This is a genomic window from Streptomyces herbicida, from assembly GCF_032656585.1.
GTDB lineage: Bacteria > Actinomycetota > Actinomycetes > Streptomycetales > Streptomycetaceae > Streptomyces > Streptomyces herbicida.
Genome location: NZ_JAUYWJ010000005.1, coordinates 20,795 through 43,526 on the forward strand (window position 1 = coordinate 20,795; position 22,732 = coordinate 43,526).

The window sequence follows — 22,732 nt, forward strand, 5'->3', positions numbered from 1 at the left end:
TCGCTCGATTTCCTCTGCAGGGACGACTCCGGGCTGACGATAAGCTGCGGCAGAACAGGTCGTTCTCCGGTGGATTTATGCGGTTTTCGAAGCCTATGTTTCTGAAAGGTGACGTCCTTTGCCGAGCTGGGGCATCTTTGCGGCCTCCGCAGCCTGGAGGATCGGAATGGCCTCAAGGATCAAGGACCGCCCTCGCTTCGTAGGCGTGATCGGCGAGGTCGAACAGTCGATGATGGAAAATCCTGTGGCTTTCTCGATGTGGCGCAAGCGTTGACGCAAGGCCCGTAGGTTTCCGTCGTAAAGAGCGTCGGCTGCGGCACGGAGGCTGGTGTAGCCCGGGATTTTCGTAATCAGGAGGAGCCTTGTAACTGCCTGTGCGGTGTTGGTGACTGCACGCATGGCAGGGGACGCCTGCTGGACGAGGGGTAAGTGGCCCAGAGGGTTGTAGGAGCCGGGGCCGCGCAGCGGTATCTTCCAGGCCTCGGCGAGTTTTAGAAGGTGGTATGGAGTGACGTCGCCTTCTTTCGCCAAGGCCTTGAGATCTCGAAGATTCTCGACGTACTCGCGTTGTAGCCATTCACGAGTGAGGTCAGGCCGAGGGGGGAGCAGAATCGGGCGTCCGCGCAGGACCACCCCGTCGTGTTCAAGTAGTTGCTGGACAGTGCTCTTTCCGCATGATGCCAACTCGGCGATACGCGTGATCTCAAGTCGCTGAGTCTCGTAAAGATTACGAAGCTGCTCGGGAGCGAGAATTTCGTGACGCTCTTCTGATGTGCGGGTGCCATTCGCTGCGGCGAGGGGAATCCCGGTGTCTGAGAGCTCGCAGTACAGTCGAACATGTTCAGCAGTGAGGCTATGTGCGGCCGCAACATCGTGTACAGTACCGCCCGCTTCCAAGAGTTGGCAGAAGCGTTGGTGATCAATGTCGGTGAGGGTAATGCCAGGCCAGGACGCGCCAGTTACCCAATCATTGTGCGGCTCCCAGGTGACCGGTTCCTGGATTCCGTGACGTGTGAGGTGGATTTCGGCCTGTTCGTGAAGGAAACGGCGCAAGGCTCGCGGGGCCCGAAAGCGGAAATCGTTGCATTGCCAGGCGAATCGGTGCGTTGCATGGCTCGAATTTCCGTGGTGTTCGCCGGTGAGAAGCATCAACAGGTACCACTGCATGATCGCGATGCGCTGGGATTTGCCGGTACTCCAGCCATGCTGGATGCATAGTCGGGTGTAGGCGGAGAGGTCGAGGCTGACGGTGGTGTATGTGAACAGAGCCCTTCGCCGGGCGTAGTTGATCGGAGACCCGGATTCGTCAAGCATGTAGGCCAGTTGCGCTAGGACGGAAGCCAAGGGGGTTACATCTAGCCCCTCGTAGAGTCGCTCAAACGCTTCTTGGTCGATGCGGCGCTGGCCTCCCAGAAGGCGGGCGAAACGGCCGAAGTTCAGATGGGATGGGCTGCCCGGGAGCAGTAGGAAACTGGCGCAGAGGCGTCGGAAAACAGCGGTGTGAGGGTTGTTGGGGCCGGGGATGGGCCTTTGCTTGGCGGTTGGCAGCAGGCGCATGGTCCAACCTGGCCATAGCATTGCCGGAAGCATCTCCGCCCGGCGAGTGATTACCGTCTCGGGTAGATCCGGCCAACGAGGCTGAGGCGTCGCGCTACCGTAGCGCAGCCGTGTGGGAAGGCGGCCGTCCTTGTCGAGGTGAGCCAAGGCGCGGCTGACCAGTTCATCGCCGCCCCATCGCCAGCCGGCGGCGAGCACACCCATTCGAATTGGCTGGTGTCCTGCGGAAGGTGGACGGTCGGCGGTGAGGATCCAGTCGAAGACAACTTCGTAGTCCGGGTGGCTGGTGTCGAGTGCAACACAGGCCAGCGCGCTTCCCACAGCCATACTGCCGGCGTCCTGACTGGAACGCACCTCGCTGGCATGCGGCCAGTCTTTGTCGCACTCGGAACTGACGGCTCGAACAACCTGCGGTGCCAGGTCGGGGATCCTGTGCAGGCCGCGCAGCGCTCGCCATGCGAGCGAGTAGATCTGTCTGAGTTGGGATCGGGCAGGCAAACGGTCTGACCCCTGACTGGCCAGCAACAAGGAAATGCGCCTGTGTGCGCGGTGGATGTACCCATCGACGGGCACAGGCGTCGATGGAACCTGGGTCAAGTCCATGCCGCAGACAGCTGCGCGCCGAGATGCGCTGTCAACGATCGATTGGACATCGCGGGTGCAGGTGCCCTTGGCAATCCGCCGGTGTGCGCGCACGTTCCACGGCCGCGGAGGGCGGTCACATCTTGGGCAAACGTCCAGCAGCAGCAGGAGGTGGTGCGGACACATGAAAGACCAGGGCAGGCGCCACGCCACGAAACCTCGACCAGCATTCGCCCGCAGGCATGCCGGACAGTAACGGGTACGAGAGCTAGCACATGTCGCTGTAGGAGACAGCGCCAACCTCCGACGAGCAGGAAGGATCGACACCGCCAGGCCGTCATATGGGGCTAGTGTCATCGCAGTCAGCACCGCTTTGTCGATTCCGGTGCATCGTTCAAGCGCAGCGGCCTCGTGCTCGGTCAACTGCAGTGCCAGCTGCTGGGGTGTAACTCCTCGGAGGCCTGCGTACTCAACGAAAGCATTGCTCGCGATATGCAAACGCCGCGCGTAGCCGCTGATCCAGCTCTCCAGGGCTTCCCCGGGAAGGGGCGGCAGGGAGACCGGGATGCGGTTGGGCGTCCACAGCATCAGGCGTCCTGCTTCAGACAGGCGGAGCCGTCGTCGCGAGGCAGGCGCCACTGATGTTGCCGGCGTAGGACCGAGGTGCCCATGTGCTGGACCGGCCCGTTGAGACCCTGTCGTCTGCCGGATGCCTTATCTGCCCTCCACATTGCCATGCCGCCGAACATATGCGGCAACCAACTCGGCCTACTGCCGGAAGATCGCATCAGGCCCAAAGGTGACAGTTACAGAGTGAAGTCGTTGCGCACGAGATCCTGGATTTGGACATCGGGTGCGCATCGAGCACCTGCAATGCGCATCGAGTCGCGGACCCTACAACGGTCACATGTCTGTTCGCTCACCCGTGCCAGGACCGCCAAAGCGCCGCGTAGGCTCCGTCCGCCGCGACGAGCTGGTCGTGGCTGCCGAGCTCGCTGATGCGACCGTCCTCGACGACGGCGATGACGTCGGCGTCGTGGGCGGTGTGCAGGCGGTGGGCGATGGCGACCACGGTGCGGCCGTCGAGGACGCGGGCGAGGGAGCGCTCCAGGTGGCGGGCCGCGCGCGGGTCGAGGAGCGAGGTCGCCTCGTCCAGGACGAGCGTGTGCGGGTCGGCCAGGACCAGCCGGGCCAGCGCGATCTGCTGGGCCTGGGCCGGGGTGAGCGTCAGACCGCCCGAGCCGACCTCGGTGTCCAGGCCGTCGTACAGTGCCCGCGCCCAGGCGTCCGCGTCCACCGCGCCGAGGGCCGCCCACAGCTCGGCGTCGACGGCGTCGGTGCGGGCGAGCAGCAGGTTGTCGCGCAGGGAGCCCACGAACACGTGGTGCTCCTGATTGACGAGGGCGACGTGGGAGCGGACCCGTTCCGCGGGCATCCGGGACAGTTCGGCGCCGCCCAGGGTGATCCGGCCGTCCCGGGGTGCGTAGATGCCGGCGAGCAGCCTGCCCAGTGTGGACTTGCCCGCGCCGGACGGGCCGACCAGGGCGAGGCGGGTGCCGGGCGCGACCTCCAGCGACACCTTGCGCAGGACGTCGACGCCCTCGCGGTAGCCGAAGTGCACCCGGTCCGCGTGCACGTCGCGTCCGTCGGGGGCCAGCGAGGCGTCTCCGGCCTCCGGCTCGATGTCGCGGACACCGACCAGGCGGGCCAGCGACACCTGGGCGATCTGCACCTCGTCGTACCAGCGGAGGATCAGGTTCACCGGGTCGACGAGCATCTGCGCGATGAGCGCGCCGGTCGTCAGCTGGCCCACGTCGATCCAGCCGTTCAGGACGAAGACCCCGCCGGCCATCAGCACCGAGCCGAGCACCAGCACGTGCACGATGTTGATCACCGGGAAGAGCACGGACCTCAGCCACAGGGTGTACCGCTCCCAGGCCGTCCACTCCTTGATCCGCCGATCCGACAGGGCGACGCGGCGGTCGCCGAGGCGGTGGGCCTCGACGGTGTGTCCCGCGTCAACGGTCTCGGCGAGCGAGGCGGCCACGGCGGCGTATCCGGCGGCCTCCGAGCGGTAGCCGGACGGTGCCCGCCTGAAGTACCAGCGGCACCCCACGACCAGCACCGGCACGGCGAGCAGCACCGCGGCCGCCAGCGGCGGCGCCGTGACGACCAGCCCGCCGAGCAGCAGCACGACCCACACGAAGCCGATGGCCAGCTGCGGCACCGCCTCACGCATGGCGTTGCCGAGCCGGTCGATGTCCGTGGTGATCCGGGACAGCAGGTCGCCCGTGCCGGCCCGCTCCAGGACGCCCGGTGGCAGGCCGACCGAGCGCACGAGGAAGTCCTCGCGCAGGTCGGCCAGCATCCGTTCGCCGAGCATCGCGCCGCGCAGCCGCACTTCTCGTACGAACACGGCCTGCACGACCAGGGCGAGCACGAAAAGCCCGGAGGTCAGGCCGAGATGGAGCTCCCGCGCCCCGTCGGACACCCGCTCGACGAGTCCGCCCAGTAGGTAGGGGCCCGCCATGGAGGCCACTACGGCCACGGTGTTGACGGCGATGAGGAGCAGGAAGGCGCGGCGGTTCCGGCGGAACAGTTCGGCCACGTAGTCGCGGACGGTCGCGGCGGCACCGACCGGCAGGGTGGTGGCCGTCGTCGGGGCAGCCGGGTCGTACGCCGGTGGCGCGACGCCGATCATGCGCTCTCCTCGATCTCTTCGAACGCGCCTCGCCGGGCGGCTTCGTGGTGGTCCGAGACACCCCGCGGGGCGGCTGTCTCGTCTTCGGTCTCGCGGGTCACGACCGCCCGGTACCGGGGCTCGGCGTGCACCAGTTCGCGGTGCACGCCGACCGCCGCGACCTCGCCCTCGTGCACCAGGACGACCCGGTCCGCCCGGTCCAGCAGGAGGGGGGACGAGGTGAACACGACGGTCGTGCGGCCCGTCCGCAGTCGGCGCACCCCCTCCGCGATCCGGGCCTCGGTGTGCGAGTCCACGGCGGAGGTCGGTTCGTCCAGGACGAGCACCTCGGGATCGGTGATCAGGGACCGGGCCAGCGCGAGCCGCTGGCGCTGGCCGCCCGACAGCGAACGTCCGCGCTCGGTGATCCGTGCGTCCATCGGGTCGGCCGCGTCCAGCGACCCCTGTGCGAGCGCGTCCAGGACGTCCCCGCACTGCGCGGCCGCCAGCGCGTCCTCGGCCCGTACGACACCGGACGCGGGGACGTCGAGCAGCTCGCGCAGCGAACCGGACAAAAGCACCGGGTCCTTGTCCTGGACGAGGACGGCGGTACGGGCGGATTCCAGGGGCAGTTCGTCGAGCGGCACGCCTCCGAGCAGGACCGAGGGACCGGCCTCGGCGGGATGCCCGCCGAGCCGTTCCGCGAGCCGTCCCGCCGCGTCCGGGTCGCCGCACACCACGGCGGTGAACCGGCCGCTCGGCGCGAGCAGTCCGGTGGCCGGGTCGTACAGGTCGCCGTCCGGGAGCTGGGCCTCGCGCGCCCCCGCGGTGTCCGTGGCCCGTTCCAGGGACAGCACACGCGCGGCCCGCTTGGCCGACGGGCGCGAGAAGGAGTACGCCATGGCGATCTCCTCGAAGTGGCGCAGGGGGTAGGTGAGGACCATGACCGCGCTGTAGACGGTGACGAGTTCGCCGACGGTGATCCTGCCCTCGCGGGCCAGGTGGATGCCGTGCCAGACGACCGCGATCAGCAGCAGCCCCGGCAGCAGGACCTGGATCGCGGAGATCAGGGACCACATCCGGGCGCTGCGCACGGCCGCGTGCCGCACCTCCTGCGAGGCGCGGCGGTAGCGGTCGAGAAACAGGTCCTCGCCACCGATGCCGCGCAGTACGCGCAGACCGGCGACGGTGTCCGAGGCCAGCTCTGTGGCCCGGCCGGCCTTCTCGCGCTGGAAGTCGGCGCGTCGGGTCGCCCGGGGCAGCAGCGGCAGCACGGCGAGCGCCAGCACCGGGAGCCCGACCGCGACGATCACGCCGAGCGCCGGCTGGTAGACGACCAGGCCGACGCAGACCACGACGACCGTCAGCGCGGCCGCCGTGAAACGCGACACGGCCTCGACGAACCAGCCGATCTTCTCCACATCTCCGGTCGACACGGCCACCACTTCGCCGGCCGCGACTCGTCGGGTCAGCGCCGAGCCCAGCTGGGCGGCCTTGCGGGCGAGCAGTTGCTGAACGCGAGCGGCTGCGGTGATCCAGTTGGTGACGGCGGTCCGGTGCAGGAAGGTGTCGCCCACGGCAATGCCCGTACCGCACACCACCATCAGCAGTCCCGTCAGCGCCAGGCGGGTGCCGGAGCGGTCGACGACCGCCTGGACGGAGAGGCCCACGCAGAACGGCAGGGCGGAGACGGACACGAAGTGCAGCAGGCCCCAGGCCAGCGCCTTCAGCTGTCCGCCCAATTGGTTGCGCCCCAGCCACCACAGGAATCGAGGACCCGAACGAGCGTCCGGTAGGCCCGGGTCGGGATACGGAAGGTCTTGAATCTGCATGACGTCCCAGTGGCTCGTGTCAGGTGGGGGGGAGCGGCAACAAGCCGTGAAAGGTTCGCGTCGGAGCGTGGTCGAAATCAAACGGTTTTCCATGAACCCGGCCGGGAGCCAGGCCGCGCTGCTCGTTGTGCCGAAGGCCGCCCTGGCGACGGCCGGCACCGCCGCCGGGAGCCTGCTCGCGGGCGGTGTCCCCATGCGTGCAGGGGCAGACCCGTCACGGAAGGCAAACGGGCCTGCCCCTGCGCGTCGGCGCCTACTCGCCTCCCCCCGGAGTGGCAGGCGCCCGTGACCCCGCCCGGAGTCACTTGTTTCAGCGACCCGAGTGTCATGAGTGTCACGGGGGATTGCTGATGGTTTCCAGGTCAACACCGGTGTGATGGGACGCGCTTGCGAGCGTCACGAGACAGGCACGAAGTATGCACATGCCCTCGCCGTACCGCCCGGCACGGCCCCGTCCCACTTCCGCAGCCGGGCCCACCGCCACGGCTCAGGCGCAGCAGGCTGATCAGGTCGATGGCGGTCGCTGGGCGGACACGTCCAGGGGCTCCCGACCGCCGTACTCGCCACACCTGGCGCATCGCGTGCCGGTGCCACGGTGGAGCGCGCACGCGCCCACCGCCGTTGCGGCCACACCTCGGCATCACCCGATCTCGGGAGCCACGTCGTATCCCGACTCAAGCCCCCGATGGACAAGTGGGATGCTCGGTCACATCGAGCGAAGGTTGCGGCGATCGCCCGCCGTCGACGAGGGCGCATCAGTGGTGGTGGCCGTGCCGGCCGAGGGTCTCCACGGGGGTAGCGCCGGGGCGGGTCCACTGTGGCACGGGGCGGCTGGTCGGGCCCCAGGTGGCGTTCCCGTCCGCGTCCGAGCGCCAGGACCAGCACGGGCTGTGCCCCTCGGGCCGGCCCTCGGGGTTGTCCTCCCACGCCTCGCCACGGCCGTAGGGCGTCATGTCGAGCAGGCCCAGGGACCCGTTGACCCGCTCGTTGCCACGGCCCGTGGTGGAGTAGGTGAGGAACACGCGGTCGCCGTCGCGCAGGAAGCAGGTGAGGTAACCCATGTCGCCGCCGACCGGCGCGTCCACGTCGCGCACCGAGTACCAGGGCTGGGTGTAGCCCATGAACTCGACGTAGGAGGCCACCTCGTCCCACGGGCCCGTGGTCAGGACGGCGAACGAGACGCCGCGTGCGTTGAGGTAGACCGCGTCCTTCAGATGCCAGGCCGTGGTGGTACAGCCCTCGCACTGCCCCTGGTGCGGCGCGCCGTCGTACCACATGTGCTTGTAGACCACGAGCTCGTCGCGGCCCTGGAACAGGTCCAGGAACGGGACCGGGCCGTCGGGTCCGACGACCTCGACCGTCCCGTCGAGTTCCACCATCGGCAGTCGGCGGCGGGCCGCGGCGAGGGCGTCGCCCTCGCGGGTGTGTGCCTTCTCACGCACCAGAAGCTCGTCACGCGCGGTCTGCCAGGTGGCCAGGTCGACCACGGGCGGGCGGCCGGGCAGTGCGGTGGTCGGGTCGTTCGGCGTGGTCGTCATGGTGTCCTCCGTGGTGTCTCGTGCCGGGCAGCGTCGTACGGCGTCGTCCCAAAGACGGTCACCAGAACAGACTCGCGACCCGGCCGGAACTCATCGCAGCGCAGGCACCCTCGGCGCCTCCCGTTCGCTGTGGCGGGCGGGGCACTGCCCGTCCTCGTGCAATCGGCCCGTGCGCAGTGCCAGGATGACCCGGTGCGGATCAACGGTATGCGGCGTGTGGTGGTCGCGGTGGCGGCCCTCGGGACTCTTGTGACGGCTCTGTCCGCGTGCGGCACCGCGGCGCGCGACAAGGGTGACCCGGAGGGTGCCGGACATGCTGGGCCGTCCCGCCCCGCCGGAGGCGACCCCACCCGCATTCCGGACGTCGGCGACCGTCTGCAGCGGCGGATTCCGGCCGACTCCGGTCAGGTGGTGGCGGTCTACGGGGAGGGCAGGGACTCGGCGGAGTCCACGGTCGTGTTGTACACCCGGCACGGCACGGCCTGGCAGCGGACCCGCAGCTGGCCGGCGCACAACGGCAAGAAGGGCTGGACCACCGAGCACCACTCCGGCGACCGGCGCAGCCCCGTCGGGGTGTTCACACTGACCGACGCGGGGGGCGTGCTCGACGATCCCGGCGCCGGACTGCCGTACACGCAGGATGCGTCCTTCGCCGCCCCGCGCTGGTGGGCCGAGTCGCACTGGCACGACTTCGACTACGTCATCGCCATCGACTACAACCGGATCAAGGGAACCCCGCCGAACGACCCGCGGCGCCCCGAGGGCGAGGAGCGGGGCGGGAGCATCTGGCTGCACATGGACCACGGCAGTGGTACATCGGGATGCGTCAGCATGTCCAAGTCCGACATGGAGTACCTGCTGCGCACGCTGGATCCGGACCGGCACCCCGTGGTGGTGATGGGGGACAAGGGCGAGCTGGAGGCCTGATCGGGCGGTGCCTCATTGCGGCGGGCGCCTCGATCCCCGTAGAACACCGGCCATGAGAAGCCGGATAGTCATGTCCATGCTCGCCGGGGCGACCCTGCTGGCGAGCGCCCTCGTCGGAGCGAGACCCGCCCCCGCGCAGGCCGCTTCCGCGCAAGCCGCCCCCGCTCCCTCGGCCGCCGTCCGCTCCGCCGACGTCCCCGCCGAGTTCGGCACCGACTGGCACGACCCCGTCACCGCCTCCCCTCCCGTCGCCGAGCCGGGCGGCAAGTCCTGCCGGGTGACCCTCGCCGAGGCACAGTTCCGTGACTTCACCCCGTACAAGGGCAGATACGCACCGCCGGAGGGCTGCGGCGACCGCTGGAGCAAGGTGGTCCTGCGGCTCGACGGCAAGGTGAAGGGCCGTCAGTACGACCGGCTCGGCTATCTGCACGTCGGTGGTGTGGAGGTCCTCCGTACGTCGACACCCGAACCGTCCCCGGACGGCATCGAGTGGTCCGTCGAGAAGGACGTCACGCGCTACAGCGACACCTTCCGCAGCCCGCAGGACGTCGAGATGCTCATCGGCAACGTCGTCGACGACACCTTCACCGGGGTCATCGACGTCAAGGTCACGCTGACCTTCTACCAGGGCAGGGGCACGGGCAGGACCACCGCCCCCGACCGCGTCCTCACCCTCGCCGACACGGCCGGCGGCACGACCGTCACCACTCCGCGCAACAGCGAGCGCATCGTCGCCGAGGTGTACGCCACGGGATCGGGCGGCGGCTGCGAGGAGTTCTGGTACCTGACGGTGGCCGACCCGGCGCCGTACTCCTGCAAGGCCGATCACGGCCCCTATCGCGAGGTGCAGATCAAGGTCGACGGCCAACTGGCCGGAATCGCCGCACCGTTCCCCAACGTGTGGACCGGCGGCTGGTCCAACCCCTTCCTCTGGTACGTCATTCCGGGCCCGCGCGCCTTCGACGTCAAGCCGATCGAATACGACCTGACCCCCTTCGCCGGGCTGCTCAACGACGGCCGCCCGCACCGCGTCGAGGTCTCCGTCGTCGGGGTTCCCGAGGGGCAGACCGGCTGGAGTGCCCCCGTGAACGTGCTGGTGTGGCAGGACCCGCACCGCGCGCACGTCACCGGCCGACTCACCGTGGACAAGGCCGGCGACCTCGCAAACTCCTCGACGTACAGGCCCGGTACCACCGAGCACCGCGTGGACACCGAGGCCGGTCACCGGCTGACCGTCGCCGGATACGTCGACACCTCGCACGGCCGTGTGACGACCACCGTCCGCCGTACGCTGGCGAACACATCCGCGCACCGCTGGACCGACGGTGAGACGACCGACGGACTGGTCGCCACCTGGACGGACGACGAGACCGTCACGGTCGACGGACGCGGACCGGCCCGGGCGACGCACACGCACCGGACCTACACGATGGACGGCACCACGACCCTCGGCACGGGCGACCGGCTGCGCACCGTCCTGACGCTCGGCGACCGTGCGGCGGTCGTCGAGACGCGAGAGGGCAGGCGCACGGCGTGGTCGCGGCTCGACGACACCTACACCGGCGATGCCTCTTACACCGTGAACGTGCCCCGAGACCAGCGCCATGCGGTCGGCACGACGAGCGAGCGCTACCGGCTGTACGGCTCGGACGGCTGCTACGACCGCTCCCTGACCACCGTCCAGGGAGTGCTCACGCGGGACGACAGCGGCTGCTGAGCCGACCGGAGTGCCGTGTGGCGCCCGCGAGGCCGGCCACGGAATTCGGACGGGGCCGCGGCTCCCACTCAAGCGGTACGAGTGGGAGCCGCGGCCTTTTCTGCGCCGGCCGATCAGCAGCGCGTCACGGCCTCCCCGTCGATCAGCGTGTCCAGCAGCCCGCTCAGAATCACGCGCTGTTCGTCCGACAGCGGGGCCAGGATCTCCTCCGCCGCCGACCGGCGCGCACGGCGCAGCTCGCCGAGTGTCCTGTGCCCGTCGTCGGTCAGCTCGATCCGGGTGACCCGGCGGTTCGTCGGGTCGGGCACCCGGCGCACCCTGCCGCTCGCCTCGAGCCCGTCGACCAGTGTCGTCACCGCCCTCGGCACCACCTCCAGGCGCTCGGCGAGGTCGGCCATGCGCGGCGGAGAGCCGTAGTGCGCGAGGGTGCGCAGCAGGCGGGACTGCGCCGGGGTGATGCCCAGCTCGCGCTCCTGCAGATGGCGCTTCTGGATGCGGTGCACCCGGCGGGTGAGCCGCAGCAGCTGCTCGGCGAGCTGGCCCTCGGGATCGGGGGTGGTCATGCGGGAACAATATCAGGACACAGTTCATTGTGAGCATAGGTAACAGTGAGCTATGCTCCGTCAGTCATCGTCGGCCGACATCCGCGCCGACGCCCGCACACCTCCGTAGGAGCCCATGCATCCCGACCGTGAACCCTCCTGGACACCGTCCGACCCCGCCGGGGACCAGCCCCGGCAGGTACGCCGCATCCTGAAGCTCTTCCGCCCCTACCGCGGCCGGCTCGCGATCGTCGGCCTGCTGGTCGGTGCCTCGTCGCTGGTCTCGGTGGCCACACCGTTCCTCCTCAAGGAGACCCTCGACGTCGCGATCCCGCGGGGCCGCACCGGCCTGCTGAGCCTGCTCGCCCTGGGCATGATCATGAGCGCCGTCCTGACCAGCGTCTTCGGCGTGCTGCAGACCCTGATCTCCACGACCGTCGGCCAGCGCGTCATGCACGACCTGCGCACCGCCGTCTACGGCCGCCTGCAGCGCATGTCGCTCGCCTTCTTCACCCGCACACGCACCGGCGAAGTGCAGTCCCGGATAGCCAACGACATCGGCGGCATGCAGGCCACCGTCACCTCGACCGCCACCTCCCTGGTCTCCAACCTCACCAGCGTGGTCGCCACGATCGTCGCGATGATCGCCCTCGACTGGCGGCTGACCGTCGTCTCACTGCTCCTGCTGCCGGTGTTCGTCTGGATCAGCCGCCGCGTCGGCAACGAACGCAAGAAGATCACAACCCAGCGCCAGAAGCAGATGGCCGCGATGGCCGCCACCGTCACCGAGTCGCTCTCCGTCAGCGGCATCCTGCTCGGCCGCACCATGGGCCGTTCCGACTCGCTCACCGAGTCCTTCGCGGAGGAGTCCGAGCGGCTGGTCGATCTCGAGGTGAAGTCGAACATGGCCGGCCGATGGCGGATGGCCGTCATCACGATCGTCATGGCCGCCATGCCCGCCGTCATCTACTGGACCGCGGGCGTCGCCCTGCAGATGGGCGGACCCCAGGTCTCACTCGGCACCATCGTCGCCTTCGTCTCGCTCCAGCAGGGCCTGTTCCGCCCGGCCGTCAGCCTGCTGTCGACCGGTGTCCAGATCCAGACCTCGCTGGCGCTCTTCCAGCGCATCTTCGAGTACCTCGACCTGCCGATCGACATCACCGAGCGGGACCAGCCGGTCCACCTCGACCATGTCAAGGGCGAGGTCCGCTTCGAGGGCGTCGAGTTCCGGTACGACAGTGGCAATGACGCGGTCGGCCCGGTCATCGATGGCATCGACATCACCGTCCCGGCGGGCAACAGCCTCGCGGTCGTAGGCCCGACCGGCGCGGGCAAGTCCACACTCGGCTATCTCGTGCCCCGGTTGTACGACGTCACCGGCGGCCGTGTCACCCTGGACGGCGTCGACGTCCGCGATCTCGACTTCGACACCCTCGCCCGGGCGGTCGGCGTCGTCTCGCAGGAGACGTACCTCTTCCACGCCTCGGTCGCCGACAACCTCCGCTTCGCCAAGCCGGACGCCACCGACGAGGAACTGCACGCGGCGGCGAAGGCGGCCCAGATCCACGACCACATAGCCGCGCTGCCCGACGGCTACGACACGGTCGTCGGCGAGCGCGGCCACCGCTTCTCGGGAGGCGAGAAGCAGCGCCTCGCCATCGCCCGCACCATCCTGCGCGACCCGCCGGTTCTCATCCTCGACGAGGCGACCAGCGCCCTGGACACCCGCACCGAGTACGCCGTGCAGGAGGCCATTGACGCCCTGTCGGCCAACCGGACGACACTCACCATCGCGCATCGGCTGTCCACCATCCGCAGTGCCGACCAGATCGTGGTCCTCGACTCCGGCCGCGTCGCGGAACGCGGCACGCACGAGGAGCTTTTGGAGGCGGACGGCCGATATGCGGCGCTGGTCCGCCGGGACGCGCAACTGGAACCGACAAGCTGACGATATGCCGGGTTTGTGGAGATGTGCGGGTTAACGTGCCCGCATGCAGAAGAACACTCCGCCACGGAGCACGATTCGACTGACGCGCCGGGGCAAGCTCGTCCTCCTCGTGACCTGCGCCGTCGTGGCCGGCACCGCCGTGGCGGTGCCGCTGCTGCACCTGGACGGCGGGAACACCAGGTCCAGGACCCTGGTGATCCCTGAGGGCTGGCGCGCGAGCCAGGTCTACGACGCCGTCGACAAGGTCCTCGCCCTGCCCGCGGGCACCACCCGGAAGTCCGTCGGCAAGGCTGGACTGAAGCTGCCGAGCGACGCCCAGGGCAACCCGGAGGGCTACCTCTTCCCGGCCACGTATCCGGTCGGGGAGAAGGCCACGCCGCAGTCGCTGCTGCAGTTCATGGTCGACACGGCGAACCAGCGGTTCAACGGGGCGCCGCTCGCGGCCGGTGCGCAGCGCAACGCCATGAATCTCTACCAGGCGGTCACGATTGCGAGCATCGTCCAGGCCGAGGCCGCCACGAAGGAGGACATGGGGAAGGTGGCCCGGGTCGTCTTCAACCGGATGGAGCGCGGCATGCCGTTGCAGATGGACTCCACCCTCAACTACGCGCTGAACCGCAACACGCTCAGGACGAGCACGGACGACACCCGGATCGCGAGCCCCTACAACTCCTATCAGCGCATGGGCCTGCCGCCCACGCCGATCGACAACCCCGGCGAGCAGGCGCTGCGCGCCGCGCTCAACCCGCCGCAGGGCAACTGGCTGTACTTCGTCTCGGTCAAGCCCGGCGACACCCGCTTCACCGCCGACTACGCGGAGCACCAGCGCAACGTGGCCGAGTTCAACGCACACCTGAAGAGCAGCGCGCCGCGGCAGAGCCGGAGCCCGCAGCGGAGCGGAGGTCCCCAGCGGCACCAGAGTCCGGCGCAGGAGTCCCAGGCCCCGCCGTCCCAGACCTCCCAGTCCCCGCAGGCCCCGCAGTCTGCGAAATGACCCGGCCGACGACCCGGCGGGACATCACGCGGCGACCGGCTCCTCGGTCAGCAGTCGCCTGATGTCCCGTACCGCCGCGCGTCCCGCGCGGTTGGCGCCGATGGTGCTCGCCGAGGGACCGTAGCCGACCAGATGGATCCGCGGGTCAACGACCGTGCGGGTCCCCTCCACGCCGATCCCGCCGCCCGGCCGGCGCAGCCGCAGCGGGACCAGATGGTCGAGAGCGGCCCGGAAACCGGTTGCCCACAGGATGACGTCGGCCTCGACGTGCCGGCCGTCCTCCCATTCCACCCCGTCCGGAGTGATCCGGTCGAACATCGGCAGTCTGTCCAGGACCCCGTCCCGAAGTCCCTGCCGAATCGCGTCGTTGAGCGGTAGCCCCGTGACCGAGACCACACTCCTGGGCGGGAGCCCCTGCCGCACCCGCTCCTCCACGCGCGCGACCGCGGCCCGTCCCACGTTCTCGTCGAACGGCCCCTCGCGGAAGACCGGCGGCCGCCGGGTGACCCAGGCGGTGGCGGCCGCGTACGGGGCGATCTCCAGGAGATGCTGGGTGCCGGACGCGCCCCCGCCGACCACGACCACCCGCTGCCCGGCGAACTCCTCGGGCCCCGCGTACTGCGCGGTGTGCAACTGCCGCCCGAGGAACGTCTCCTGGCCGGGACAGCGCGGCCAGAACGGCCGGTCCCAGGTGCCGCTCGCATTGATCAGCGCCCGCGTCGACCAGGTGCCGTCCGAGGTCTCCACGAGCAGCCGGCCGTCCTCCCCGTCGCGCACGGCCCGCACGTCGACCGGGCGCCGCACCCGCAGATCGAAGGTGCGCTCGTAGGTGTCGAAGTACTCGGCGATGACCTCGGCCGACGGCCGCGCCGGATCGGCGTCCGTCAGTTCCATGCCCGGCAGCGAGTGCATCCCGTGGACCTTGCCGTACGTCAGCGACGGCCAGCGGAACTGCCAGGCACCGCCGGGACCGGGGGCGTGGTCCAGCACCACGAAGTCGCGGTCCGGCTCGAAGCCGGTGCGGCGCAGGTGATAGGCGCTGGAGAGACCGGCCTGACCAGCGCCTACGACGACTACCTCGACCTCGCGGGTGTTGTTCACGCCTCTACCAACAGGGCGCCGGTCGAGGATCTTCCCGACGCGACCGCGCGTGGCGAGCCGAGGCGACCGCACCACAGGCCGAAAGCAGCCAGGAGGCGAGCCGACGGTCAACGGCGGCTCGCCGAAGGGTGAGGATGGTGGCATGTCAGATGCCTTTACGACACGAGTGCTGAACGTCGCCACCGGTTCGCGGGAGCGGGTCGTCGACCTCACCGGCGACTGCGAGGCCTTCCTGCGCGAGACGGCGGGCGGCCGCGACGGCCTGCTGAACATCTTCGTCCCGCACGCCACCGCAGGTATCGCCGTCATCGAGACGGGTGCCGGCAGCGATGACGACCTCCTGGCCGCGCTGCACACCCTGCTGCCCGCCGACGACCGCTGGCAGCACCGCCACGGCAGCCCCGGCCACGGCCGCGACCACGTCCTGCCGGCGATCGTCCCCCCGCACGCCACCCTGCCGGTGCTGGGCGGGCGCCTGGTCCTGGGGACCTGGCAGTCGGTGTGCCTGGTGGACACCAACATCTCCAACGTCAACCGTCAGGTTCGACTGAGCTTCCTGGCCTGAGCATATTGACGGCCGCCGAGTCTGCCGGAGGCTCCATCATCGGTTGGGCCGACGGCTGGGAGGTGCCGGGCGCCACCGATCCGATGACCCGGCCGAAGCTGGGCCTGCACAGCAGTGCCGAACCCGCGCACTTCCCGCACCAGGCAGCCCAGGCCGGCCGGTTCCGCCCCGCCGTGCGCCGACGCTCCTGCGAAGTTCGCCCGCCTGGGCCCGGTAGCTCCGTCAGGACAACCCCAGACGGTCCATCTCTCCTGAGGGGCTACCCGCTGCGGCTTGCCGACGTCGGCCGCGGTTGGCGGACACCAACCAGGACAACCCCGACTGTCAGGTCCGGCTCGGCTTTCTCGGCGGTGCCTGACCCGGCGCGGGCCCGGACGCGGGGATCAGGCCGATCCGCTGGGCGCGGAGCACGGTGCTGACGCGGTCCCGGGTGCCGAGCTTGCGGTAGATGTTCTCGACGTGCTTGTGCACCGTGCGGTCCGAAATCCCGAGCCGGCGGCCGATCGCGACCGCGGTGAGGGCGTCCGCGAGCAGCAGCAGGACGGTGGTCTCCCGGGGCGTGAGCGCGCAGTCCACCGCCAACTCGTCCGCAGTGCCCGGTGCGTACCGTGCGTTGAGCTGCCGCTGCCACTGCTTTAGGAGCTGCCGCTGCTGCTCGACCGCGGCCAGCAGCGGCTGCGCGCGCCGGGCGATCCGTACCTGGTCGTCGGTGAAGTCCGTACCGGAGCGGTAGATGAGACACCCGGTGATCGGGGTGCCCGTCTGCGGCAGCGGGAGCCCCAGGACATGGTGTGCGTCCAGGGTCCTGCGCAGCAGTCGTGCGGTCGGGCTCGTCGGCCAGGCCGGACCGGCCACCTGGCGCGCGGTGACGGGGACTCGTTCGTGCCCGGTCGAGTAGAGGGGTGCGAAGGGGTATCCCGCGCGAAGAAGGCCCAGGTCCTCCTCGCCGAGCAGATCCAGCTCATCGGCCGCGACACCGGGTGACACGCGGACGGTGCCCTCGCTCTCGTTCCAGTCGTCCAGCTTGTAGATCAGCGCCTCCCCGCCGCACAGCTCGGGCAGCGCGGCGGCCAGCAGTGGCCACAGCCGCCCGGGATCACGTTCGTGGAGCGCTGCGACGGCCACCGACACCATGCGTTCGTAGGCTCCGTCCGGTGTGGGTGTCACCTGTTCCTCTCCGGTTTCCTCTCCGCTCCTTCGCGTACGCAGTTGTACCCATACCCAGCCGCGGGTCGGCGGGCCAGACTTCAACCGAGCAACATCACGTTCCCGGATGTGCTCCGTGGGTGCGGGCCGCCGGCACGGGGGAGCGGCGGCCCGCGTTCCACGCCTTGGCACACAGCGCCCTGTCCACCTCGTCGGTATAGACGGCTGCGGCGAGCCAGGCGCCGGCGAAGCGGCCGGTGTCGGCCGGGAGGAGACGGCCGAAGGGGTCACGCCCACGGGCCGGCGCGGCGGAGTGCAGCTCGTCCAGCAGATCGCCCGCGGTCGCCAGGCCGTGCCTGCGCAGACGTGCGGCGTCCGAGGCGCCGTTCCCGGGAAACGTGAGCACCTGCCGGCCGCCGGAGGCGGCCTGCTGCACACGGCGGCGCAGGAGGTGCAGCGGCGCCTCGTCGGGCGTGGGTACGACGGCTCCGGCGGCCGGTGCCGTTGCGGTGGGCAGGTCCGCGTGCTGGAGCCGGTCCAGGCCCAGGTCGAGACGAGTGTCCGGCTCCTTCGGGTGGTCGGCGGCCAGCAGCAGGGCCCGCGGGTGCGGGGCAGGGCTGAGGCGGGCGACCACCCGCAGCCGGCTGCCCCGGGCGGCGGCCAGCAGGCGGAGGTTGTCGCGGTAGGGGAGCGCGGGGTCGTCGTGCGCGACGATCAGACGGAGCGTCAGCCCGTCGCAGTCGGCCAGCAGACAGTCGCCCGCCGCCTCACGGACCGTCCCGGTGAGCGTCACCTCCAGGAACAGCAGGTCGTGGCCGTCGGCCAGGGCACGCGCGACCTGATCGGCGACCGGCACGGCCCAGAGGAGGCCGAGCGGTTCGTCGCGCCAGCCGGCTCCGGACGCCCGAACCGCCCGTACCCCCGCCCCCGCACCCAGCCGGCCCGTCGGCGAGACGGTGGCACCGGACACCGCGAGGCCCGCGCGCGACAACTCACGGTGGGTCAGGGCCGTGTCGCCGATGCGCACGGTCCGGTCTGCCGCCCCCACGGCCCGGCCGGGGCCGCCCGGGGCCACGTCGGAGACCGTGTGGAGACGGCCCTCGGCATCGGCGGTCCAGGTGACCGCGCCCGCATGGCCACTCGCCGTGAGCACGGGCTCGGAGAACAGGCCGTACAGCCGCAGTGAGCCGTCAGGCGTGTACGGCTGGCGTACAGAGCCGCGCAGTGCGGTCAGTTCCGGGCCGGTGGCGTACGGGACGCGGTGGGCGACGGCCAGGACCTCGCGCAGGGTGGAGACGAGGTCGGCGAGGCGGTACGCAGGATCCGCCGAACGGGCCGCGCGCACCGCGGTGACCACGGAGACCGCCGCGGCGGCCGCCCTGGGGAGTCCCGCCAGCCGCGCGGTGTGCGCCGCCCGTAGCACCTCGGCCTGAAGCACTGCCCCGGCGCCGTCGGTGCCGGCGTCGAGGACCGCGGCCGCCGCGCCGTACAGCGCCCGCGCGGCGGCGCGCTGGCCGGGGGTGGCCGCGTCGGGCTCCGCCGTGGACGGGGTCTTTACTTCCGACTGGGCCTTTGCCACCGACTGGGTCTTTGCCTCCGACTGGGCGTTTGCCTCCGGCGGGGTCTTTGCCTCATTGGGTGGCTCCGACTCGAGCCGCTCGGTGGCCGGTTCGGATTCCGCCTCCGCCTCCGGCCCGGCCGGTCGAGCCACTTCGGCGTCGGCGATCGGGGCCGCCGACGCCGCGGCTGCCCGGTGCAGGCAGTCCGGCGCCAGCAGACAGCCGCAGCGGACGCCGTCGACGTCGGTGACGGCGCCGCCGGGGGCGTGCAGTTCGAGGTCGGTGTCGTCGTCGACGGCGATGCGCACGGTGTCGCCGTCGCGCACCACCGGCCGGTCCGCCAGCTTCGCGATGCCCGCGTCCAGTCGCTTGCGAAGCCGCGGCGACAATGCCGCGACCAGCTCGGCGGTCACGGACGGGGCGACCGGAGGAAGGTCCTGGTTCATGCGATCTTCTCTCCTACCCAGCGGGCGAGTTCGAGCGGGCTGAGGGCGGCGACGGGCATCCCCGCGGCGACGAGCTGCCCCGCGACGCCGGTGGAGTACCGGGGACGGCCCGAGTCGTCGAGGCTCGCGCAGCCGAGGACATGGCAGCCGGCGCCGACGAGCGCGCGGACCTCGGCGAGCAGCCCTCCGAGCGGATAGCCCTCCTCGAAGTCGCTGATGACCACGACGAGGGTGCGGGACGGCACCGTCACCGACTCGCGGGCGTGCCGGAGCCCCGCCGCGATGTGGGTGCCGCCGCCCACGCTGACCTCCAGCAGCAGCGACAGGGGGTCCTCGACATGGTCGGTGAGGTCGATGACCTTCGTGGAGAAGGCCAGGAAGTGCGTGGACAGGGTCGGCACCCCGGCCAGCACCGAGGCGGTGAGGGCCGCCCAGATCGTGGACGCCTCCATGGACCCCGACACGTCGGTGACCAGGACGAGCCGCCAGTCGGAGGCACGCCGGGCGCGGGTACGGAACACGGGACGCTCGGGCACGACCTGGACCGTGCCGTCCGGGCCGCGCCGGGCGGTCGCCAGGTTGGCCCGCAGCGTACGGGGCAGGTCGAGGCCGCCGCCCGGCCGTCGGCTGGGCCGCGGCAGGGCCGTGCCGTGCAGCGCGGGGCGCAGCCGGGTGGCCAGCTGCCGGGTCAGCGCCTCGACCAGACGCCGTACGAGCGGACGCAGCGCGGCCAGCCGCGCCTCGGGCAGTCCTCCCGCGTGCCGGAGCACACTGCGCAGCAGGTCGACCGAGGGCCGGACGCTGTCCGGATCCAGCTCGGCGAGCACGTCCTGGCGGCCCGTCGCGGCGGCCGCCGCCAGGACCTCCTCCCGGATGCCCGGACCGAACAGGGCCGCCAGCTCCTCGGACCACTCACGCACCCCGGGGTACGGCGCCTCCCGGCCACCGCCCCGGCCCCGGCCGCCGAGATTCCCCCTGCTGCCCTCGCCGCGTCCGCTGCCGTACAGCTCGTCCAGTGCCGTGGCCAACGCCGAAGCGGACTGGGGAAGTTGGTCGGTGCGGCGGCCGAGGAGCAGCCGCCAGCGGTCGGCGGGGGCGAGCCGGTGTGCCTCGCCAGGGACCTCGGCCGTTGCCCCTTGGGTGGCGGCGGGTTCGGCGGCGGGCTCCGGTTGTGCGCGGTCCCGCGGTGCCGGGAGGAGTCCGAGTGCGCCGAGAGCCTCGCGTGCCGCGAGGTCCGCGCGGGTCCAGGTGGCGAGGGCGTCGGGGCCGATGCCGGACGTGTCGGCCAGGTGACTCGTGCCGAGACGTTCCTCGACGGCCGTCAGGAGGCGGTCGCGGGCGGCCGGGCTGAGCGTGTCGAAGCCTCCGCGGAGCGCGGGGAGCCGGTCGAGGAACTCCCGGTCGGGCAGCTCGGAGACACGGTTGAGCAGGGGCTCCAGCGCAGGGGCCGCGGACTCCAGGAGCCGGCCCGCCGCGGTCAGCAGCCCGGTCAGCCGGGCGGTGAGCGCCGACCTGGACTCGGCGTCGGCGGCCGAGTCGACCCAGGAGGCGACGCGGTCGCCGAGCACCCGGGGGTCCTCATGTCCGAGGAGCACGCGTACGGCCCCCGCGGCGCCGCGCATCAGCGGGGAACCCTCGGCCGCCAGGCGGCCGAGGGCGTCGGTGAGCCGTATACCGCCCAGCAGGTCGGCGCGGTGGGCGAGTTCGAGCAGGGCGTGCGCGTCGGCGGGATCCTCGGAGCCGGTGAGGCCGTCCACCTGGCGCACCGCGGCGGCCGTGAGCAGCTCGGCCCCTTCGGCCGCACGGGCCGAACGGTCCTCGTCGGCCTCGAGTCCGGGGATGTGACCGGCCCGCAGCCGGTCCAGCAGGGCCAGCCCGGAGAGCAGTTCGGGCAGGGTGGCGGCGTGCGGCAGCACGTCGGCCGTGTCCGTGAGCCGCTCGTCCGTCAGCCCCGGCAGACCGCACTCCGCCGCCCGCTCCAGACCGTCCAGGGCCTGTGCGGCCGTGGGCCCGCCCTCGGCGTGCTCCGCCCGCCGCCGCTCCCGCAGCACGCCCTCGGTGGCCTGGGCGGGGGTGACACCGCGGATCCCGGCCGAGGTCAGCATGGCCGCGGTGGCGGGTGTCCAGCGCACCTCCCAGCGCGAGGTGAGCGCCTCGGCCCCGCCCGCGCCGACGACCTCCTTGGGCTCGGCGTACGGCACCCCGCACACCGTCAGCCGGCGCAGCAGGAGTTCACGCCGGCGGTCGAGGTCGGAACGGAGTGGGTCCAGACGCAGGTCCCGGGCCGTACCGGGGCCGCTCTCCGCCGGTCCGGGCAGTCCCAGGGCCGCCAACTCGGCCTCGACGGCGGGGGCGAGACCGCTGCGGGGCGCTCCGGGGGCGGGGCGGCCGCTGCGCGTCCCGACCAGTACCCGCTCCATCGCCCGTGCGACGGCCCGTCCCCGGCCGTACGGCTCGCCCTGCGTGAGCACTGTCTGCACCGCCTCGACCAGCTCGCCCCGGCCGGCCGCGGGCAGCCCGCGCAACCGGGCGAGGTCTCCGGCCAGCCGGCTGATCTCGCGTGCGTCGGCCGGGCCCGACGGGTGGCCAAGTGCGCGGAGTTCCGCACACACGCGTACGGCCGCCCGGGTCAGCGCCTCCTCCAGCGCGTCCGGATCACCCGCCGCACCGAGCACCAGGTGCTGCCACTCCGGATCCCGGATACCGGCCGGATATCCGGAGCGCTCGTCCAGGAGTGCGTAGGTGTAGGGGATGAGCGAGGTCGTCCAGACGGGTCGGTCGCCGGGGGCGGGGGATCCCGGCTTCGCGGCGGGCGATGCCGACTCGGGCCCGTCGGATCCCGCCGCGGTGGCGGGGAGCGCCGACCGGACCGTGTGAGGCCCCGTCCCGGTGGCCGGGGACAACAACGCCGGGGCGTGGAAAGCGCCCACGAGCACCGCGGCGCGCTCGCCGTTCGCGGTGGCGGCGGCCAGACAGGAGCGCATCCGGCTCTCGCGCCGCAGGTCCAGTTCCGGAACACCCCCCGACGCGGCCGCGTCCGCACGCAGCGCCCACCCCGTCAGCAGGGCGGCCCGGCGCAGCGCCTCCGGTGCCGAGCCCGGAGCCGTTGCCTCGACGAGCCGGTCCCACAGGTCGTCGCCGGGGCGACCGGTGAGACGGGAGCGCAGGGCCGCGGTCAGCCGGGGGCCACCGGGAGCCTGCGCCCGCTCGGGGCGTTCCTCCCCCCACGCCCGGTCCGCCAGCGGCAGGTCGCAGGCGACGACCGGCACACCCTGCCGCGCGGCCCAGCGCACCGCGGCGAGTTCGGGGGAGAAGTCGGCGAAGGGATAGAAGGCCGGGCCACCGCCCCCGCCGGCCGGGGCGGCCGCGAGGGCGACCGGGGCCCTGGTCTCCTCGTGGGCCAGCCAGGGCAGCCACTCCTGCATTTCGGCGGGGAGCTCGACGAGCAGCACGTCCGGCTCGGCCGCGTCGAGGAGCGCGGGCACCGCCGCGGCCAGTGAGGGCGCGTGGTGCCGTACGCCGATGAGATAGGGCGCCCCCGGGTCGGTGAGGGCCGCGACGGCCTCGTCGGGGGAGGCGGTGGAGAGGGGCACGGCCG

General features: G+C 71.4%; 14 protein-coding genes and 1 pseudogene. 5 read left to right on the forward strand and 10 right to left on the reverse strand.

What is annotated here, in order from left to right:
• Window positions 1-93: 93 nt before the first annotated feature.
• The 5 genes and pseudogenes from Q8A52_RS12400 to Q8A52_RS12415 all read right to left on the reverse strand — a co-directional run bounded on the left by Q8A52_RS12400 (window position 94) and on the right by Q8A52_RS12415 (window position 8,189).
• Window positions 94-2,160, reverse strand: a complete 2,067-nt coding sequence (locus Q8A52_RS12400; protein ID WP_316751079.1) for a hypothetical protein — start codon at window positions 2,158-2,160, stop codon at window positions 94-96.
• Window positions 2,161-2,310: 150 nt separating this feature from the next.
• A pseudogene (locus Q8A52_RS49025) lies at window positions 2,311-2,727 on the reverse strand (TniQ family protein); the annotation flags it as partial.
• Window positions 2,728-3,058: 331 nt separating this feature from the next.
• The gene (locus Q8A52_RS12405; RefSeq protein WP_316751080.1) at window positions 3,059-4,840 is read right to left on the reverse strand and encodes an ABC transporter ATP-binding protein; all 1,782 of its coding nucleotides are present in this window, start codon (window positions 4,838-4,840) and stop codon (window positions 3,059-3,061) included.
• Window positions 4,837-6,651 carry an ABC transporter ATP-binding protein gene (locus Q8A52_RS12410; RefSeq protein WP_316751081.1) on the reverse strand — a complete coding sequence of 605 codons (1,815 nt, stop codon included), beginning with the start codon at window positions 6,649-6,651 and terminating at the stop codon, window positions 4,837-4,839. Before Q8A52_RS12410 ends, Q8A52_RS12405 begins: the two co-directional genes overlap by 4 nt.
• A gap of 755 nt (window positions 6,652-7,406) precedes the next feature.
• Window positions 7,407-8,189: a DUF899 domain-containing protein gene (locus Q8A52_RS12415; RefSeq protein ID WP_316751083.1), complete on the reverse strand. Its 783-nt coding sequence runs from the start codon at window positions 8,187-8,189 to the stop codon at window positions 7,407-7,409.
• Between the two features lie 192 nt (window positions 8,190-8,381).
• On the opposite strand from Q8A52_RS12415, the gene Q8A52_RS12420 reads away from it, so the two are divergent.
• Window positions 8,382-9,116: a L,D-transpeptidase family protein gene (locus tag Q8A52_RS12420; RefSeq protein WP_316751085.1), complete on the forward strand. Its 735-nt coding sequence runs from the start codon at window positions 8,382-8,384 to the stop codon at window positions 9,114-9,116.
• A gap of 52 nt (window positions 9,117-9,168) precedes the next feature.
• Window positions 9,169-10,833, forward strand: coding sequence for a peptide-N4-asparagine amidase (locus Q8A52_RS12425; RefSeq protein WP_316751086.1), 1,665 nt, complete (start codon window positions 9,169-9,171; stop codon window positions 10,831-10,833).
• 113 nt (window positions 10,834-10,946) lie between these two features.
• On the opposite strand, the gene Q8A52_RS12430 is transcribed toward Q8A52_RS12425, so the two are convergent.
• Window positions 10,947-11,396 (reverse strand): MarR family winged helix-turn-helix transcriptional regulator, encoded by a 450-nt coding sequence (locus Q8A52_RS12430; protein ID WP_316751088.1) that lies wholly within the window; start codon window positions 11,394-11,396, stop codon window positions 10,947-10,949.
• Window positions 11,397-11,511: 115 nt separating this feature from the next.
• On the opposite strand from Q8A52_RS12430, the gene Q8A52_RS12435 reads away from it, so the two are divergent.
• The gene (locus tag Q8A52_RS12435) at window positions 11,512-13,323 is read left to right on the forward strand and encodes an ABC transporter ATP-binding protein (RefSeq protein ID WP_316751090.1); all 1,812 of its coding nucleotides are present in this window, start codon (window positions 11,512-11,514) and stop codon (window positions 13,321-13,323) included.
• A 43-nt stretch (window positions 13,324-13,366) separates the two neighbouring features.
• On the forward strand, window positions 13,367-14,317 hold the full coding sequence (gene mltG / locus Q8A52_RS12440) for an endolytic transglycosylase MltG (RefSeq protein ID WP_316751092.1): 951 nt from the start codon (window positions 13,367-13,369) through the stop codon (window positions 14,315-14,317).
• A gap of 24 nt (window positions 14,318-14,341) precedes the next feature.
• Here the strand turns inward: mltG and Q8A52_RS12445 are convergent, their stop codons facing one another.
• Window positions 14,342-15,418: an NAD(P)-binding domain-containing protein gene (locus tag Q8A52_RS12445; RefSeq protein ID WP_316751094.1), complete on the reverse strand. Its 1,077-nt coding sequence runs from the start codon at window positions 15,416-15,418 to the stop codon at window positions 14,342-14,344.
• 142 nt (window positions 15,419-15,560) lie between these two features.
• On the opposite strand from Q8A52_RS12445, the gene Q8A52_RS12450 reads away from it, so the two are divergent.
• On the forward strand, window positions 15,561-15,983 hold the full coding sequence (locus Q8A52_RS12450) for a YjbQ family protein (protein ID WP_316751096.1): 423 nt from the start codon (window positions 15,561-15,563) through the stop codon (window positions 15,981-15,983).
• 324 nt (window positions 15,984-16,307) lie between these two features.
• On the opposite strand, the gene Q8A52_RS12455 is transcribed toward Q8A52_RS12450, so the two are convergent.
• From Q8A52_RS12455 to Q8A52_RS12465, 3 genes are all read right to left on the reverse strand, one after another.
• Window positions 16,308-17,117, reverse strand: coding sequence for a helix-turn-helix transcriptional regulator (locus tag Q8A52_RS12455; RefSeq protein ID WP_316751854.1), 810 nt, complete (start codon window positions 17,115-17,117; stop codon window positions 16,308-16,310).
• 127 nt (window positions 17,118-17,244) lie between these two features.
• Window positions 17,245-19,134: a hypothetical protein gene (locus tag Q8A52_RS12460; protein WP_316751098.1), complete on the reverse strand. Its 1,890-nt coding sequence runs from the start codon at window positions 19,132-19,134 to the stop codon at window positions 17,245-17,247.
• Complete coding sequence (locus Q8A52_RS12465) at window positions 19,131-22,727, reverse strand: vWA domain-containing protein (RefSeq protein ID WP_316751100.1); 3,597 nt, start codon at window positions 22,725-22,727, stop codon at window positions 19,131-19,133. Before Q8A52_RS12465 ends, Q8A52_RS12460 begins: the two co-directional genes overlap by 4 nt.
• Window positions 22,728-22,732: the final 5 nt, after the last annotated feature.

Coding starts and splice junctions, on each gene's coding strand:
- Q8A52_RS12425 (WP_316751086.1), top strand. CDS start 9,169: ATGAGAAGCCGGATAGTCATGTCCATGCTCGCCGGGGCGACCCTGCTG.
- Q8A52_RS12435 (WP_316751090.1), top strand. CDS start 11,512: ATGCATCCCGACCGTGAACCCTCCTGGACACCGTCCGACCCCGCCGGG.
- Q8A52_RS12460 (WP_316751098.1), bottom strand. CDS start 19,134: ATGAACCAGGACCTTCCTCCGGTCGCCCCGTCCGTGACCGCCGAGCTG.
- Q8A52_RS12415 (WP_316751083.1), bottom strand. CDS start 8,189: ATGACGACCACGCCGAACGACCCGACCACCGCACTGCCCGGCCGCCCG.
- Q8A52_RS12430 (WP_316751088.1), bottom strand. CDS start 11,396: ATGACCACCCCCGATCCCGAGGGCCAGCTCGCCGAGCAGCTGCTGCGG.
- Q8A52_RS12400 (WP_316751079.1), bottom strand. CDS start 2,160: ATGGACTTGACCCAGGTTCCATCGACGCCTGTGCCCGTCGATGGGTAC.
- mltG (WP_316751092.1), top strand. CDS start 13,367: ATGCAGAAGAACACTCCGCCACGGAGCACGATTCGACTGACGCGCCGG.
- Q8A52_RS12410 (WP_316751081.1), bottom strand. CDS start 6,651: ATGCAGATTCAAGACCTTCCGTATCCCGACCCGGGCCTACCGGACGCT.
- Q8A52_RS12405 (WP_316751080.1), bottom strand. CDS start 4,840: ATGATCGGCGTCGCGCCACCGGCGTACGACCCGGCTGCCCCGACGACG.
- Q8A52_RS12455 (WP_316751854.1), bottom strand. CDS start 17,117: ATGGTGTCGGTGGCCGTCGCAGCGCTCCACGAACGTGATCCCGGGCGG.
- Q8A52_RS12450 (WP_316751096.1), top strand. CDS start 15,561: ATGTCAGATGCCTTTACGACACGAGTGCTGAACGTCGCCACCGGTTCG.